The sequence below is a fragment of the Patiriisocius marinus genome, assembly GCF_008974325.1.
GTDB lineage: Bacteria > Bacteroidota > Bacteroidia > Flavobacteriales > Flavobacteriaceae > Patiriisocius > Patiriisocius marinus.
In genome coordinates this window covers 35,262-50,791 of the sequence record NZ_BKCG01000013.1, presented here as the reverse complement: position 1 = coordinate 50,791, position 15,530 = coordinate 35,262, and the positions used below count along the sequence as shown (strand labels likewise).

At 33.7% G+C, this 15,530-nt stretch carries 15 protein-coding genes; 7 read left to right on the top strand and 8 right to left on the bottom strand.

Going from position 1 to position 15,530, the window contains the following annotated elements:
- The 4 genes from GBH57_RS16390 to GBH57_RS15555 form a co-directional block, all read left to right on the top strand.
- Positions 1 to 158: T9SS type B sorting domain-containing protein (locus GBH57_RS16390; protein WP_151675426.1), on the top strand; the 158-nt coding region annotated here is incomplete at its 5' end.
- A 23-nt stretch (positions 159 to 181) separates the two neighbouring features.
- Positions 182 to 1,201, top strand: a complete 1,020-nt coding sequence (locus tag GBH57_RS15565; RefSeq protein ID WP_151675425.1) for a PorP/SprF family type IX secretion system membrane protein — start codon at positions 182 to 184, stop codon at positions 1,199 to 1,201.
- 200 nt (positions 1,202 to 1,401) lie between these two features.
- The gene (locus GBH57_RS15560; RefSeq protein WP_151675424.1) at positions 1,402 to 3,594 is read left to right on the top strand and encodes a histidine kinase; all 2,193 of its coding nucleotides are present in this window, start codon (positions 1,402 to 1,404) and stop codon (positions 3,592 to 3,594) included.
- 18 nt (positions 3,595 to 3,612) lie between these two features.
- Positions 3,613 to 4,344 carry a LytR/AlgR family response regulator transcription factor gene (locus GBH57_RS15555; protein WP_151675423.1) on the top strand — a complete coding sequence of 244 codons (732 nt, stop codon included), beginning with the start codon at positions 3,613 to 3,615 and terminating at the stop codon, positions 4,342 to 4,344.
- Between the two features lie 45 nt (positions 4,345 to 4,389).
- Here GBH57_RS15555 and murI read toward each other — a convergent pair whose 3' ends face one another.
- From murI to GBH57_RS15515, 8 genes are all read right to left on the bottom strand, one after another.
- On the bottom strand, positions 4,390 to 5,178 hold the full coding sequence (gene murI, locus GBH57_RS15550; RefSeq protein WP_151675422.1) for a glutamate racemase: 789 nt from the start codon (positions 5,176 to 5,178) through the stop codon (positions 4,390 to 4,392).
- A 126-nt stretch (positions 5,179 to 5,304) separates the two neighbouring features.
- Positions 5,305 to 5,814 (bottom strand): OmpH/Skp family outer membrane protein, encoded by a 510-nt coding sequence (locus GBH57_RS15545; RefSeq protein WP_151675421.1) that lies wholly within the window; start codon positions 5,812 to 5,814, stop codon positions 5,305 to 5,307.
- Between the two features lie 58 nt (positions 5,815 to 5,872).
- Positions 5,873 to 6,757, bottom strand: a complete 885-nt coding sequence (locus tag GBH57_RS15540; protein ID WP_151675420.1) for an OmpH family outer membrane protein — start codon at positions 6,755 to 6,757, stop codon at positions 5,873 to 5,875.
- Between the two features lie 36 nt (positions 6,758 to 6,793).
- Complete coding sequence (locus GBH57_RS15535; protein ID WP_373865841.1) at positions 6,794 to 9,406, bottom strand: BamA/OMP85 family outer membrane protein; 2,613 nt, start codon at positions 9,404 to 9,406, stop codon at positions 6,794 to 6,796.
- Positions 9,381 to 10,121 (bottom strand): undecaprenyl pyrophosphate synthase, encoded by a 741-nt coding sequence (gene uppS / locus GBH57_RS15530; protein ID WP_151675419.1) that lies wholly within the window; start codon positions 10,119 to 10,121, stop codon positions 9,381 to 9,383. The genes GBH57_RS15535 and uppS overlap by 26 nt, the downstream gene beginning before the upstream one ends.
- Positions 10,122 to 10,125: 4 nt before the next feature.
- Positions 10,126 to 10,821: a type IX secretion system protein PorG gene (gene porG, locus GBH57_RS15525; protein ID WP_151675418.1), complete on the bottom strand. Its 696-nt coding sequence runs from the start codon at positions 10,819 to 10,821 to the stop codon at positions 10,126 to 10,128.
- Positions 10,822 to 10,930: 109 nt separating this feature from the next.
- Positions 10,931 to 11,815, bottom strand: a complete 885-nt coding sequence (locus GBH57_RS15520; RefSeq protein WP_151675417.1) for an NAD kinase — start codon at positions 11,813 to 11,815, stop codon at positions 10,931 to 10,933.
- Positions 11,816 to 11,884: 69 nt separating this feature from the next.
- A complete protein-coding gene (locus GBH57_RS15515) occupies positions 11,885 to 12,541 on the bottom strand; it encodes a CBS domain-containing protein (RefSeq protein ID WP_151675416.1) in 657 nt (218 codons plus the stop codon).
- A gap of 144 nt (positions 12,542 to 12,685) precedes the next feature.
- Between GBH57_RS15515 and GBH57_RS15510 the strand changes: the two genes are divergently transcribed.
- The 3 genes from GBH57_RS15510 (at position 12,686) to GBH57_RS15500 (ending at position 15,527) form a co-directional block, all read left to right on the top strand.
- Positions 12,686 to 13,399 (top strand): pyridoxine 5'-phosphate synthase, encoded by a 714-nt coding sequence (locus GBH57_RS15510; RefSeq protein ID WP_151675415.1) that lies wholly within the window; start codon positions 12,686 to 12,688, stop codon positions 13,397 to 13,399.
- Positions 13,399 to 14,160, top strand: coding sequence for an alpha/beta fold hydrolase (locus GBH57_RS15505; protein WP_151675414.1), 762 nt, complete (start codon positions 13,399 to 13,401; stop codon positions 14,158 to 14,160). Before GBH57_RS15510 ends, GBH57_RS15505 begins: the two co-directional genes overlap by 1 nt.
- A gap of 116 nt (positions 14,161 to 14,276) precedes the next feature.
- Positions 14,277 to 15,527 carry an OmpP1/FadL family transporter gene (locus GBH57_RS15500; protein WP_151675413.1) on the top strand — a complete coding sequence of 417 codons (1,251 nt, stop codon included), beginning with the start codon at positions 14,277 to 14,279 and terminating at the stop codon, positions 15,525 to 15,527.
- Positions 15,528 to 15,530 lie beyond the last annotated feature (3 nt).

Here is a 15,530-nt window from a genome sequence, read left to right as displayed (position 1 = left end):
ATGGAAAACTGTTAAAGCAGATAAGTCCAGTAGAGTCAGGATGGGATGGAACCTATAATGGAAACCCATTACCATCGAGTGATTATTGGTTTAGAGTAGAGTACCAAGAAGAAAATGTAACAAAAGAATTGAGAGGGCATTTTACCCTAAAACGCTAAGTTAAAGACGACAACAGACAATTATGAGAATAAAAATGACCTACGTTGTTTTACTATTATTAGTATCACAATTTTCAATTGCGCAAGACGGTATACCAATATACCAAGATTATTTAAGTGATAATCTTTATTTGTTGCATCCCTCAATGGCAGGTGCTGCAGCTCACAACCAAGTGAGATTAACTGCACGTCAACAATGGTTTGGACAAGACGATGCGCCTAATTTGCAAACTTTAAGTTTTAATGCAAGAACTGGTGAGAATGTTGGTCTTGGAGCTATTGTTTATAATGATAAAAACGGTTTCCATTCACAATCTGGAGGGTATTTGACTTTTGCATATCATTTAAAATTTTCTAGGAGTGATGCAGATTTGAATCAATTATCTTTTGGTTTAAGTGCTGGTTTGTCTCAAAATAAATTAGATGAGTCTACATTCTTGTTTTCTTATCCAGACGATGATAGTTTTGATCCTAGAATTTCAGCAGGAATTGAACAGTCAGCTTCATATTTTAATATTGATGCGGGTGTTTCTTATAATTTCTTAAACTTTTCTTCTCATTTTACTGTTAAGAATTTAATATATCAGAATAGAGATATTTATGATCCAAGAAATGAATCTAATAATCAACGTCGCTATTTAATTTCAACAGCATATGCAATTGGTAGCTATGGTGCAGATTGGAGCTATGAGCCTTCTTTGTTATTTCAATTTGTTGAAGCTACAGGAGAACAAGCTTTAGATGTTAATTTCAAAGCATACCGTGAAATGGATTTTGGACAACTATGGGGAGCACTTTCTTATAGAAGAAGTTTTGACGGAGCAGAGTATTTTAACGGTGGTGCGGTTGATGCTCAAAAACAACAACTAATTACTCCAGTTGTAGGTGTTAATTATAAAAACTTTGTTTTTGCTTACACTTATAGTATTCAATTAGGTGATGTGAAATTTGATAATGGAGGATTCCACCAAATTACTTTAGGATACGATTTCTTAGGAAATCGTCCTGAGCCTTATGACTGTAATTGTCCTGCAATTAACTAGAAAAGAATTGATATACATATTTTAAGACCTCCTTTGTGAGGTCTTTTTTTATGGCAAAGCCGAAATGAGCAAAACTTATTTTTTAATTAGTAAACGCTACATATTGATTCGTGAAGTGCTGTTTTAAACTATAATTCTTATCGAAATCTTTAAATACCTGTTTTTATTCTCAAAGTAAAGGTTGTAAGTTTACTTCAATTATGAATATATACTTTAAAAAACACCTTCTTATTTGCGTCTGTTTTATAAATACTATTTTAGGTATAAGTCAAGTAACATCTGTTCAGGAAGATTTCCTCTTAAAAGGAAAGGTGGTTGATGAATTTACTAATGCGCCTATAAAAAATGTAAATATTGAAATTAAATCTGGCGATTATACTACCACTGGTATTGACGGTTCTTTTAAGCTAAACGCTAAAATTGGAGATGAGTTAGTGATTAAAAATTCCGATTTTAAAACTGTTTATTATAAAGTTTCATCGCGAGAATCCATAACCGTTAAAGTCCAAGCGTTAGTGGCTTCTACTAGATTAGAACAAGGTAAGTTTAGGTCTCACGAACAATTTATAGCCTATTTAGATTCTGCTAGGGCTGTTATGAAATTTAGTGCAGAGCGAAGTATTGAATACGTTGCAAAAGCACTTGAAGGAAGTTCAGGGAAACCACCCACAAGTCTTCAAAAAGCAATGGCATTTGAAACCTTAGGAGACACTTACCAGTATTGGGCGTTATTTGATTTAGCCATAGATAATTATAAACGAAGTATTAAAAATCAATTTAGCTCTACAAGAAGTATTAAGTTAGGTGCTGCTTATAGTAAACATAATAATTACCAAGAAGCAATACAGCTTTATACTAATTTGCTTAAAAATAATTTGACGCCTAAACAGAAAACATTAGTTTATGAAGGCTTAGGAGATGTTGAAACTGCTACGGGGAAAGTTGCTCAGGGAGTAGGTCATTATAGAGAAGCATTAACAATAGCCCAAGCACAAGGGTTTAATGATAAGGTTTTAGATTTAAATTCTAAGATTGGAGCCGCTTTTGCTCGTGATGGAAATATTCAAGAGGCAGATAGTTATTATGGAAATACTTTAGAACTCTCTAAAAAAGAAAACCCAGCTCGTGCCGCTGCACAAAAAAATACGGTAGCTGATTATTATAGTCAAAATGGTGAATTTGAAAAGGAAATACAATTACGTGAAGAGACTATTAATGAAATAGAAAATTTGAGTGACGATAATGCTATTAAAGACCAATCATCTCCATTGACACCACAACGTCAAAACTATAAAATTGCAAATGCATTATTAGGCCAAGAAAAATATATTGAAGCAATACCATATCTGGAAAAAAGTATTGAGGAAGCAGATGAGAAAGCTGATTTAATTGTTGAAAAAGATGCAAGAAGAAAACTTTCTGAAGTATATGCGGATATTGGTGAATTTGATAAAGCGGCAGAAGGTTATAAACGTTACACGGAAGTTTTTGACGAACTATATATAAAAAAAGAACAAGAATTATCTCAGGCAACAAGGTTTGCAAGAGAAATAGCAGCTAAACAAAACCGAATTGCTGGACTTGAAAACGAACGTTCATTAAACGAAAGTAGGTATAAATTGGCTTTTGAAAATCAAACCTTAATTGAGCAGAATAATAAAACTCAAAAATGGATTATTGGTTCATTAATGCTTGTAGCTTTATTGTTACTATATACCGCGTACGTTCAATATAAGAATGTGAAGCAACAAAAATATGCCAACAATTTACTTGCTCTTAAGTCATTGAGAACACAAATGAACCCCCACTTTATCTTTAATGCTTTGAATTCTGTTAATAGTTTCATTGCTACTAATGATGAACGAGCTGCAAATGCGTATTTAAGTGAGTTTTCTCAATTGATGCGTTCGGTTTTAGAAAATAGTGAAGAAGATTTTATTCCGCTATCAAAAGAAATTGAATTATTAGAACTTTATACCAAGCTAGAACATTTCCGCTTTAAAGATAAATTTGAATATTCAATTAACGTTGACGAATCGATTGCTCAAGACGATTTTGTTATTCCACCTATGTTGTTACAACCATATGTAGAAAATGCTGTATGGCACGGTTTACGTTATAAAGAAGAGAAAGGAAAGTTGGCTATTTCGTTTAAAAAGATGAATGCTCAAAGCGTAATGATTATAATTGAGGATAATGGAATTGGTCGTATTAAATCGGCTGAATTTAAAACAGAAAATCAAAAGAAACAACGTTCTCAAGGAATGGGAAATATTAAAAAACGAATCGGCATTTTAAATGAAATGTATGATGATAGGGTAGATGTTTCAATAAGTGATGTTGAAGCTGATGGCACTGGAACTCGTGTGAGTCTAGTTATAAAAAAGGACTAAGTATATAAAATTGTTTGAATGAAAATAGATGCAATAATTGTTGAAGACGAAGAAACAAGCAGAGAGATTCTGCGAAATTATGTAGCTAAATATTGTCCTAATGTTGTAATAAAGGGTGAGGCTTCAAATGTAGATGAAGCTTATGCTTTGATTCAAAATAATACATTAGACTTAGTTTTTCTAGACGTAGAAATGCCTTTTGGGAATGCTTTTGATTTATTAGATAAAGTAGGGGATAGGCAATTTGAAACTGTGTTTGTTACAGCCTATAATAATTATGCAGTAGATGCACTAAATGCGCACGCTTCATATTATTTACTAAAACCAATTTCAATAGATAAATTAATAGAAGCGGTAGCCTATGTTACTGAGATAAAAGAAAAAGAAAATAGTTTACAACATCAGGTTTTGAAGTCGAACCTAACACAAGTTATTGGTAAAATAACAATCCCTTTGGCTAATGGTTTTGAAGTAATTGAAACTGCAGATATTATATATTGCCAAGCAGATGATAATTACACGCATATCTATTTAAAACAAGGAAAACGGTTAGTTAGTAAAACATTAAAGTATTTTGAAGACGCATTAAAGGATAGTGGTTTTGCTAGAATCCATAAATCCTACGTAGTAAATGTGAATGCAATAACTGAGTATAAAAAAGGCAAGGGAGGCAGTGTAACTTTATCAACTGGTAAGGAACTTATGGTGAGTCCTTCAAAAAAGAAAGAGCTACTCTCATTTTTTGCGTAAGTGGTTTTCTTCGGAAATATTACAACTGAAACTAAACGCTTCAAATTAAAACGCTTCAAATTCTATTTTAAGACGCCTGTAGCTGCTAAGTAGTAAGCTAAGTGTATAAGTTGTGGTGTTTGTTTTAAAAATGCATAGAGGGCTTTCTTTTGAAGTGTTTAGTAGGTTTGATTTTGATAAAACATTTTGAGTTTGTTTAGCTACTGCAGCACCACTATCAATTATTGTAATGGTTTTAGGTAATATATTAATTAGTAATGGTAGTAAATAAGGATAATGAGTGCAACCTAAAACAAGATGGTCGCATTTTGCTTCAACAATAGGGGTGATATATGATTTTAGGAGCTGTTTAAGTTCTTCACTTTCTAATTCGCCGTTTTCAATTAACGTTACCAAGCCTTCTCCAATTACTTCTACAAGATTAATGTTTTTAGTAAATAAAGAAGAAGTTTCATTAAATAATGCACTACTAAGTGTTCCTTTTGTAGCTAGAATTCCTATGCTTTTTGAAGTTGTAGATAATGCTGCAGGCTTAATTGCAGGTTCAATACCGATAATTGGAATATTAAACATTTCTCTTAATTCAGCAATTGCATTAGTAGTGGCGGTGTTACAGGCAACAACTATAAGTTTACATCCTTTATCAATTAGATATTTTGTGTTTTTAATTGAAAGGTCAACTATTTCTTGAGGAGTTCTATTTCCGTAGGGTGCATTTGCACTATCAGCTAAATAGATGGTGTTTTCATAAGGTAGTAAGGAATGAATCTCTTTCCATATAGAGGTTCCACCTACACCTGAATCAAATATACCTATGGGCGATTTACTATTCATTGTATTGTAAAAATACACAATTTGTCGTGTTTGTTTGTTGAAGTTTGAAACTTGTGTTTTTAATTTTAAGGCAAAAAAAATACCCGTCTATAGACGAGTATTTTTAATATGTATTTTAAGGAAAAATTAGATTCCTAATTCTTTTTTTACATCTCCAAAAAGATCATAACCATCTGCTAAAATTACACCGTTTCCAGTAGCAGAATCTAATACGTATTGGTATCCTTTAGCACGTGCAACTTTTTGAATTGCAGCTCTTGCTTTTTCTAAGATAGGTTGAAATACATCAACTTCTTTCTTTTGAAGATCTTGAAGTGCTTGTTGTCTGTAAGCAGCGATGTTACGCTCCATACCTTGTACTTCTTCAACACGTTTTGCGTTTTCTTCTTGAGTTTTAGATCCTTCTTCAGCTCCGTACATTTTTACTTTAGCTTCAAATTCCTTTGCCATATCTTTAATAGCAGTATCATACGTTTTTTGTAATTTTTCAAGTTGACTTTGCGCTGCTTTCATTTCTGGCATAGCTTCAACTAAAGCTTGAGTATCAATATGTGCAGTTTTTGACTGTGCATTCATAAAACTAGTAGCTCCTACAAAAAGTGCGATTGCTACGAATAGAGTTTTCATTGTTTTCATTGTAATTGTATTAAAAAATTAATTAAGTGTTATATATAATTAGGTTACTAAACTTCGATTATTTATTTCCTCCGTCGCCCTCTTCACCACCACTAGGTAATGCATTACTTGGTGGAGATTGTGTTCCATTTTCTTCAGGAGGCCAAGGAGTTCCATTTCTTACAGCTTGAACACTGTCTCTCTTACGCTGGCGAATTTCAAGTAAACGAGCTCTTTTAGCATCATATTCAGCTTTTTTAGCAGCTCTTATTGAATCACGTTCAGCTTTACGATCATTCATTATTTGTTCACGCGCTGTTTGCTTTTCTTCAATTGCTTCTTCTCTTTTTGTTACTTCAGCATCTTCTTCAGTGCTTAAGTTATCGCGTTGTTGAATTTCTCTCTTCTCTCTTTTAGAGGTGGCTTCTTTTCTTTTTTCTACACGATTAATACTTCTAAGTACTTGTTCACTTATATCGTTTCTTTCTGCTGCAAACAGCATAACAACATCAGCTGATTTGTCAAAAATGAAATCATATTTCTTAGCTTCAGCAATATCTTGTACAATATTAAATACTTGATCTTGGATAGGCTGAACTAATTGACGTCGTTGAATTACAAGGTCTCCTTTTGGTCCAAATTTCCCTTGCTGATAAGCGACCATTTCATCTTCTTTGATTTGAATTTCTTCTTCTCGCTCAACAATTAATTCTTTAGTCAATAAAACGCGCTCGTTTGTAAGCGTAAGTTTCATTAAGTCAATTTCTGCTTGTTTTTTTTCGATATCAGCTTTCCAGCGTTGTACTTTTCCGTCTAACTGAGTTCCTGCTTCTTTATATTCTGGAACATTTTCAAGGATATACTCCATGTCAATGTACCCTATACGAACACCTCGTTGTGCTTGTAGTGTAAAAGTTATGCCCAAAAGAGCTATTGCGAAAAATAGTAATTGATTCTTTTTCATAATGCTATTTATTGTTTAGAAATAATCGTGCCAAAATTAAAATTGTTGTCCAATAATGAAGTGAGTTTCCCACCCACTTTTCTCTGTACCACCTAATATTGGGTCAAATCCGTAACCAAAATCAATACCAAGTAGTCCAAATGCTGGCATAAATATACGTAATCCTGCGCCAGCAGACCTCTTCACATCAAATGGATTGTAATCTCTAAATCCATCGTAAGAGTTTCCTCCTTCAACAAAAGCCAATACATAAATAGAGGCTAATTGCTTCAATGTAATAGGGTGCCTCATCTCTAACGAAAATTTATTGTAAATGGTATTTCCATCTTGTGGAGATAATGATTGATTTGGATATCCTCTTAATTGAATTACTTCTCTCCCATCTAAACTATATGCTCCTAAACCATCCCCTCCTACGAAGAAACGCTCAAAAGGAGGTATCCCTCTATCATTATTATAAGCTCCTAAGAAACCAAATTCAGTATTAGTTTTTAATACCAAATCTCCAACTAATTTTGTGTACCAAGTACCTTGGAATTTAATTTTATAATATTCTAACCACTTAAAACGTTCTTGGTCAATTTCAGCAATACGTTCTTGAGTGTCTACATCACTTGTGTTTTCTAAAAGGAAATCAACTAGACCTTCACGTTCAGCTTGTAATGCTTCATAATCAACGCCATTAAATGCAGAGTAAGGTAAAGTTACCTTAGCCGTTATTTTAAATTCAGATCCAAATTTAGGGTAAATAGGATTATTACCTACATTATTACGACTAAGTCCGATTGTGTATGCTAAATTGTTTGAGTATCCATCTCCAAATGTAAAGAGTCCAGTGTTGTAATTTTTTAAGTTATAATGTTGGAAACTTATAGCATTAGAAAATGTAAAGTTGTCATCTGGCCAAGTTAGTCTTTTAGCTAAGCCAATTGATCCGCCAGTAATTAAGAAACGACGATCTCTATCTGCTTCACGTTCTGTAAAGTCGTAGAAATATTGCACTGTGTGAGAAAACGAAGTGCTTAATTGTACTGGGCGTTTTCCACCTAACCAAGGCTCAACTAAAGATAAACTATATGTTTGGTAATAACTACTTGCTTGAGCTCTTAAAGAAAGTTTTTGTCCATCACCCATAGGTAGCGGAGTGTAAGCGTCTTTATTAAGTATGTTTTTTAATGAAAAGTTGTTGAAAGATAATCCAAGTGTTCCAACAAATCCACCACCTCCGTAACCACCTTGTAGTTCAATTTGACTAGATCCCTTTTCAACTACTGAATATTCCATATCCAATGTTCCATTGTTAGGATCTACATTTTTAAAGTTAGGGGCAATTTGTTCTGGATCGAAAAATCCTAGTTGACTTAATTCTCTAATAGTTCTAACTACGTTTTTCTTACTATATTTTTGTCCCGGACGTGTTCTAATTTCTCGATAGATAACGTGGTCATTAGTCTTGTCATTTCCAACAACGCTAATGTGATCAAAATAGGCTAGTTTACCTTCTTTGATTCTTATTTCGTAATCGATGGTATCTTGTCTAACGGCAACTTCAACAGCGCTTAATGTTGAAAATAAATACCCATTATTTTGATACAAGTTTGTAAGGTCAAATGCTTCAGGATCTGTTTTGTCTTCAATTCTTTTAGACATTAATGTTCCATTATAAACTTCTCCTTTTTTAATACCCAATGTTTGGCGCAAAACAGCATCAGTATAAACACTATTACCAATAAATCTAATATCACCAAAATAATATTTTTTACCTTCTTCAATGTTAATATTTACTCCTAAGTTTTTTTCATTGCGTTCCCAAATACTGTCTCCTACAATTCTAGCATCACGGTACCCGTTAGATTTATATTTTTCAATAATTGAAGCTTTGTCTTCTTCGAAGCCACTTTCGGTAAATTGCGACATTTTCCAAAGACGTACAGGATTTCTTCTTTTGGTATTTTTCATAGAACGACGAAGAACGCCGTCGCTTAAATTTTCGTTTCCATCAAATTCTAATGGACTTACTTTTACACGCTTGTTTTTGTTTACAAGAATTTTCATGTCTCTTGCAATTTCTTTTCCAGTAGAATCTCTTTGTGGAGCAGTGCTAATAAAAACCTCAGTATTGTAGAATCCTTTTTCAACGTACTTGTTTCTAATGAAATTTTTAGTAGTTGTTATAAGGTTTTTGGTGATTTTTAAACCAGGTTTAAGGTTCGTTTCTTTTATTATTTCTTTTACAACACCTTTACGCATTCCTTTACCATCAATTGAAATTTCACCTAATTTAGGTAATTCTTGAATGTAGATTTCAAGATCTGCATTCTCACCTTCAATTTTAGTTACATAAATTGCGATGTCGCTAAAAAGCTTTTGGTCCCAAAGTTTTTTAGTTACTTCGGCTAAACGTTCGCCAGGAATATAGATTCGCTCCCCTTTTTTAAGTCCAGTAAAAGCTACTACAGTTTGCTCGTTGAAGCTTTGTGCACCAGCTACGGTTATCTCATTAATAGTGTACTTTCTACCACTGTCTAGTTGCTTTTGTTGTGCATTTACATTAAAAACCGAAAGCATTGTAATTACTACAATGCTAAATATTTTCTTGTAACTGTTTAAAAAAGTACTCCTTCTAAAGTTGCTCACTTGTCTTTCCAAATCTTCGTTCTCTTTTTTGATAATTTAATATTGCTTCAAAAAGATGGTTTTTTGTATAATCGGGCCAAAGTGTATCTGTGAAGTACAATTCAGCATATGCTATTTGCCATAATAGAAAATTACTAATGCGCTGTTCGCCACTCGTTCTTATCAACAAATCCACGTCTGGTAAGTCCTGAGTGTACAAATGCTCTGTAATAATCTTCTCGTCAATATTATCGGGCGAAATTAGTCCTTTTTTCACTTTAAGACTAATCTCTTTAATTGTTTTTGTAATTTCTTCTCTAGACCCATAACTAAGTGCTAGTGTCAAGGTCATTCTAGTATTGTTTTTTGTCTTTTCAATAACATCCTTAAGCTCTCGGCGTGCCTTTCCTGGCAAAGTATCAAGGTTACCTATTGCATTAAGTTTAATATTGTTTTTATTAAGAGTTTCTATTTCTTTTTTTAATGAAGAAACTAATAAACGCATTAACAATTCAACTTCCATTTTTGGCCTATTCCAGTTTTCAGTAGAAAAAGCGTATAATGTTAAATATGGGATGTTGATTTCGGCGCAAGCTTCAGTGATTTCACGCACTGCCTTCGTGCCGCTTTCGTGCCCCATTGACCTAAACAACCCCTTAGCTTTTGCCCAACGACCATTACCATCCATGATAATTGCTAAATGCTGAGGAAGCTTGTTTTTGTCTATTTGGTCTAAAGGACGATCCATTTTTTTAGAAGTTACAATAACATGGCTTACGGCCAAAAGTGAATGAAAATGTTATGCCTGTAAAAACATACCAATCGTTGTTGTTTGTATTACCAAAGGCACTATACTCATTGCTGTCAAAATTATCTCTCGGGTTACTAGCGTCAATGTTGTCAGTAAAAGCATATCGTGCTCCTATTTCAATCGCTCCCATAAAATTTGTTCCCAAAGTCGTTTTGTACCCTAATACAATTGGGATTGCAAATGCACCAGCACTTTGTTTGTAACGAGTAGTAATACCGTCGTTTGTTACAAATGCATCGTCATAGAAAAAATATGTAATACCGGTATATAGATATGGAGCAGATACTGGATTACCACTATTAAGGTTAAATTCCCAAAAGGTATATTCCATTCCTACTGATAATTCAGAAATTGTATTCTCATAACTGTAACCTCTTTGTTGTCTGCGAGTTTCGCTGCTTTCGTTATCGTCTCCTTCAATTTGCGCAACTATAGCTGAAAATCTAAATGAATGCCTTTCACTTCTGTTCCATTTAAATATACCTCCTACAGCAAGTGTGTTAGGGTTAATATATGCGGTATTTCCTACATCGCCAATGACATTAGCTCCTCCAACAAATCCTCCTATTTCGTAGGTTTGCGATTGCGCTATAAATGAGCTGGTTAAAATAATAAGAAGGGTTACAAAGTACTTCATAAATGTTAAAAAGTTTGCAAATATAATAATAAACTTGACTATCAAGGCATTAAATAAGGCTTATGGCAGATAGTCTATGAGATAAACAAATTTTGAAGATTTTTATTGCTTAATTCCGCTTATCCTCACCCCATAATAGTTTCTTACGAAGTGTTTTTGTGAAACTTTCATTTTTGAGTTGAACTAATTTAATAGAAAAAGGTGCTTTTTGTATAGTGAGTATCGTTTCTGTTTTTAGCGTTATGATTCGGGAATCAAGAGATACTAGGTGAATTTCCTCACGCCCGGAAACTTTTAATTCTATAATGCTATCATCTGGAAGTACAAATGGACGAACATTTAAGTTGTGTGGTGCAATAGGTGTAATTACAAGCGAGTTGTTTTTAGGGTCAATAACAGGCCCGCCGCAACTTAATGAATATCCTGTAGAGCCGGTGGGTGTTGCAACTATTAAGCCATCAGACCAATAAGAAGTTAGGTATTCACCGTTAACCGTTGTTTCCACCTTTATCATAGAGGTGGTGTTTTTTCGGTTCACGGCAATTTCGTTTAGCGCAAAATTTAAGGGTACAATTTCTTCGTGGTCCGGAGTAGTTGTTAGTGAAAGTAAGCTACGTTCGGAGATTTCATATTCACCTCTTAATATTTGTGATATGCTAGATGCAATATTTTCCTTTTGAATAGTTGCAAGAAAACCAAGTCTTCCAGTATTTACCCCAACAATAGGAATGTTTAAATCGCGTACAAAAGTGATCGATTTTAAAATTGTCCCATCACCACCAATGCTGAAAAACAAATCGTAAGTATCATCTAATTTTGAAAATGTTGGGAGTTTTGAAAGGCTAGGGTGAAACTCTTCATGTTCTTTCATCAACCGCAGAAAATTTTCTTCAATTAATATTTCAACATCACTTTGCTGTAGTGCGTTAAGTATTGACTGAATATGAGTTTCAGAGTTGGTGTGGTAAAATTGACCGTAAATCCCTATTTTCATATATCTTAATTGCTTGCGCAAATTTATTTAAAACAGTTGGTATTTAAATACAAATTTTTAGGCGTTGCCTTACATGTTAAGGTATCTGTCTAAATATTCAGATCGCTTTTTTAAATCTTCTAAAAGTTTGTCTTCACCGTGATTTGAAACTACATTGTAGCTGTAACGTCTAAAGGTTTGTACAATGGCATTCATTCCAGTGTGCCCTATTTTAATAGTAGCTTGCATAATGTCGTTTTCTAATTTAGAGATAAATAAACCTAATATTTTAGCATCATTACTTTCTACAATTTGGCACATTTCAGAAAAAGAATAATCAGTAACTCCTTTTTCAACAACGATAATACCACCTGCTTCACTTAGAAATGGTGTCTCATTGAAAATATTCATTATATCGTTAAGTTCAAAATATCCCAGATAATTATTCTTGTCGTCAAGAACCGGCATGATGTTACTATTGTTGAGCGCAAAAGCTTCAAGTATATCAATCCAGTTCGTGTGTTCTTTTACATGAAATGGCTCTAAAGCATAACGGTATTCACTTAAAGGTTTTTCTGTTTCAAAGCAATGTACATCTGTTTCAGAAAGATTACCAACAAATTCATTCTTCTCTAATACTGGAATATGTGAATATGTAAGTTTATTAAAACTATGTTGTGCATCTCTTATGTGAGCAGAAATATCAAAAGGCTTTATGTCGTTTATTATGTAATCTAGTGTGTTCAAAACTGAAATTTTTATGCAAATTAGACAATATTCCTTTTAATACCGTATTGAAGCATGGTATTTTTGTTAATAGCATTGTGTTTGTAAATGGAATATTTCAGTGTGTTAATTAAAAAATTCCCCGCTTGAGACGGGACGAAACTGATGACAAAATTAAGCGTAAATATCAATAAAATAGCAACAATTAGAAATGCACGTGGTGGGAATACACCTAATGTGGTTCAGGTTGCGAAGGATGTGCAACTTTTTGGAGCACACGGTATAACAATACATCCTCGACCAGATGAGCGTCATATTACCTATAAAGATGCATATGATTTGAAAGATGTTGTGACAACTGAGTACAATATTGAAGGAAATCCTATTCCTAAATTTGTAGATATGGTATTAGAAATTAAGCCAACTCAGGTAACTCTTGTGCCAGATAGTGTGGATGCAATTACTTCAAATGCTGGTTGGGATACTCTTAAAAATCTCGATTTTTTAAAAGAAGTAATCGCAAAATTTAAAGAAAGCGGAATTAGAACTTCAATATTTGTTGATCCACAAATAGCGATGATTGAAGGGGCTGTGGCTACGGGAGCAGACCGTATTGAGTTATATACTGAGGAGTTTGCAGTGCAGTATGCCCTCGGAAATTTTAAAGCGGTAAAACCGTACACGGATTGTGCCATTAGGGCAAACGAATTAGGTTTGGGAATTAATGCTGGTCACGACTTGTCATTAGAAAACATTCAGTTTTTTAACCAAAATATGCCTAATCTAGCCGAAGTAAGTATAGGTCACGCGTTGATAAGTGAAGCCTTATATTTAGGACTTGAAACAACTGTAAATAGATACCTAGAATTATTGAAATAATGATATTACACTCACAAATAATAGGAGAAGGGACCCCACTAATAATACTTCACGGATTTATGGGAATGGGTGATAATTGGAAAACCTTAGGTAATAGGTTTGCAGAAGAAGGCTACCAAGTACATTTAGTAGACCAAAGAAATCATGGGCGTAGTTTTCATAGTGATGTTTTTACTTATGAATCAATGGCATACGATCTATTGAAATATATTGATCACTATAATTTAGAGTCAATTAGTTTGCTTGGTCATTCAATGGGTGGGAAAACAGCAATGCAATTTGCTTGCGAATATCCACATCGAGTACATAAATTACTTGTTGCAGATATTGGTCCAAAAGCCTATCCACAACATCATCAGGATATTTTAAAAGCACTCTCGCTATTAGACTTCAATACTTTGAAAACTAGGAAAGAAGCTGATGGGGTTTTGTCTAATTATATAAGAGATTTAGGAACACGTCAATTTTTGTTAAAGAATTTATATTGGGTTGAAAAAGGCGTTTTAGGACTTCGTGTTAACCTTGAAGTAGTTACAAAGGAAATTGCAGAAGTTGGAAAATCTTTAAATCAATCCTTTGTATTTGAAAAAGAAACACTATTTTTAAGAGGTTCAAAATCTGGTTATATTGAGGATGTTGATGAATTGCTGATTTTAAAACAATTCCCGAAATCTAAGATTGTTACCGTCGCGAACGCTGGTCATTGGCTGCACGCAGAAAATCCTGATGAATTTTACTTATTTGTGATGAATTTTTTATAGTATTGCAAAGGTTAATTTATTATGTATGCATAGTAAATTGTGTGTCAGCAGTTTAAATTACCTATGTTAATTAAAAGTTATTATTAAATTAATTATTAATCAAACCTAAAACAATTATGAAAAAAGTATTACTTCTTACTGTATTTGCGCTTGTTACTGCGGTAACTTATGCAGGTGGATACAGAATTAGTCTTCAGGGTAACAAAGCGATGGCTATGGGTCATACAGGTGTTGCTGTAGTCAACAGTAGTGAATTAGTATTCTTCAATCCTGCTGGATTAGTGTACTTAGAAAATAGATTGAACGTATCGGTTGGTGCTCATGGTGTATTTGCTGATATAGCATACCAAAATGAAGCAACTGGTGAAAATGCAATGACCGAAAGTTTAATAGGTACACCTTTTTATGCTTATGTTTCATACCAAGCAACAGATTGGTTAGCATTAGCTCTTGGTGTTTATACTCCTTACGGAAGTGGAGTTTCTTATGAAGATGATTGGGCTGGATCACACTTAGTAAATAATATTGATTTACAAGCTATTTTTATTCAACCTACTGTTTCTATTAAATTGAGTGAATATTTTAGTATTGGTGGTGGACCAATTTATGCAATAGGTTCAGTAAACTTCAATCGTAACTTAAACCGTACGCTAACTGATGTAAACGGTGAAAGAGCCGAAGTTACATTAGATGAAACTGGTGTAACTAAATGGGGATGGACTGCAAGTGCAATGTTCAATCCAACAGATAAGTTAAGAATAGGAGCTACATACCGTTCTAAAATTATTTTAGAAGTTGAAGAGGGTGAAGCAACATTCGACAATATTCCAAATTCAGATTTAACTCCATTCCAAGACACAACATTTGCAGCAAGATTACCTTTACCTGCTGAAATGACAGTTGGTCTTTCATATGAGGTTACAGATAAATTATTATTTGCATTTGATTTCAACAGAGCATTCTGGAATGAATACGAGTCGTTAAATATCGATTTCGCAAATGAAGATATTCCAGATTCAGTAAATGCACGTAACTATGAAAATGCATCTACATACCGTTTTGGTTTACAATATGCGGCTACTGAAACTTTTACTTTAAGAGCTGGTTATTATTTTGATGAATCACCTGTTCAAGCTGGACGTTTCGCTCCTGAAACTCCACGTAATGATAGTGATGGTTACTCTGCAGGTTTAACTTTCAATGTAGGAAGTAGATTTGAAATTGACGCTTCGTTCTTGTATTTACACTTTGATGAGGTTGACGCTTCTTACGATGCGTATTTTGAAAATGGAAATGCTGTACCTTTCGAAGGGACTTACAAGTCAAGCGCATTTATTCCAGGTCTAGGTGTTACTTACAAGTTATAATCA

Bases quoted from the DNA above. Each gene is read 5' to 3' on its own strand.
- GBH57_RS15565 (WP_151675425.1), top strand. From the start codon at position 182: ATGAGAATAAAAATGACCTACGTTGTTTTACTATTATTAGTATCACAA.
- GBH57_RS15560 (WP_151675424.1), top strand. From the start codon at position 1,402: ATGAATATATACTTTAAAAAACACCTTCTTATTTGCGTCTGTTTTATA.
- GBH57_RS15555 (WP_151675423.1), top strand. From the start codon at position 3,613: ATGAAAATAGATGCAATAATTGTTGAAGACGAAGAAACAAGCAGAGAG.
- murI (WP_151675422.1), bottom strand. From the start codon at position 5,178: ATGAATAGTAAATCGCCCATAGGTATATTTGATTCAGGTGTAGGTGGA.
- GBH57_RS15545 (WP_151675421.1), bottom strand. From the start codon at position 5,814: ATGAAAACAATGAAAACTCTATTCGTAGCAATCGCACTTTTTGTAGGA.
- GBH57_RS15540 (WP_151675420.1), bottom strand. From the start codon at position 6,757: ATGAAAAAGAATCAATTACTATTTTTCGCAATAGCTCTTTTGGGCATA.
- uppS (WP_151675419.1), bottom strand. From the start codon at position 10,121: ATGGATCGTCCTTTAGACCAAATAGACAAAAACAAGCTTCCTCAGCAT.
- porG (WP_151675418.1), bottom strand. From the start codon at position 10,821: ATGAAGTACTTTGTAACCCTTCTTATTATTTTAACCAGCTCATTTATA.
- GBH57_RS15520 (WP_151675417.1), bottom strand. From the start codon at position 11,815: ATGAAAATAGGGATTTACGGTCAATTTTACCACACCAACTCTGAAACT.
- GBH57_RS15510 (WP_151675415.1), top strand. From the start codon at position 12,686: ATGACAAAATTAAGCGTAAATATCAATAAAATAGCAACAATTAGAAAT.
- GBH57_RS15505 (WP_151675414.1), top strand. From the start codon at position 13,399: ATGATATTACACTCACAAATAATAGGAGAAGGGACCCCACTAATAATA.
- GBH57_RS15500 (WP_151675413.1), top strand. From the start codon at position 14,277: ATGAAAAAAGTATTACTTCTTACTGTATTTGCGCTTGTTACTGCGGTA.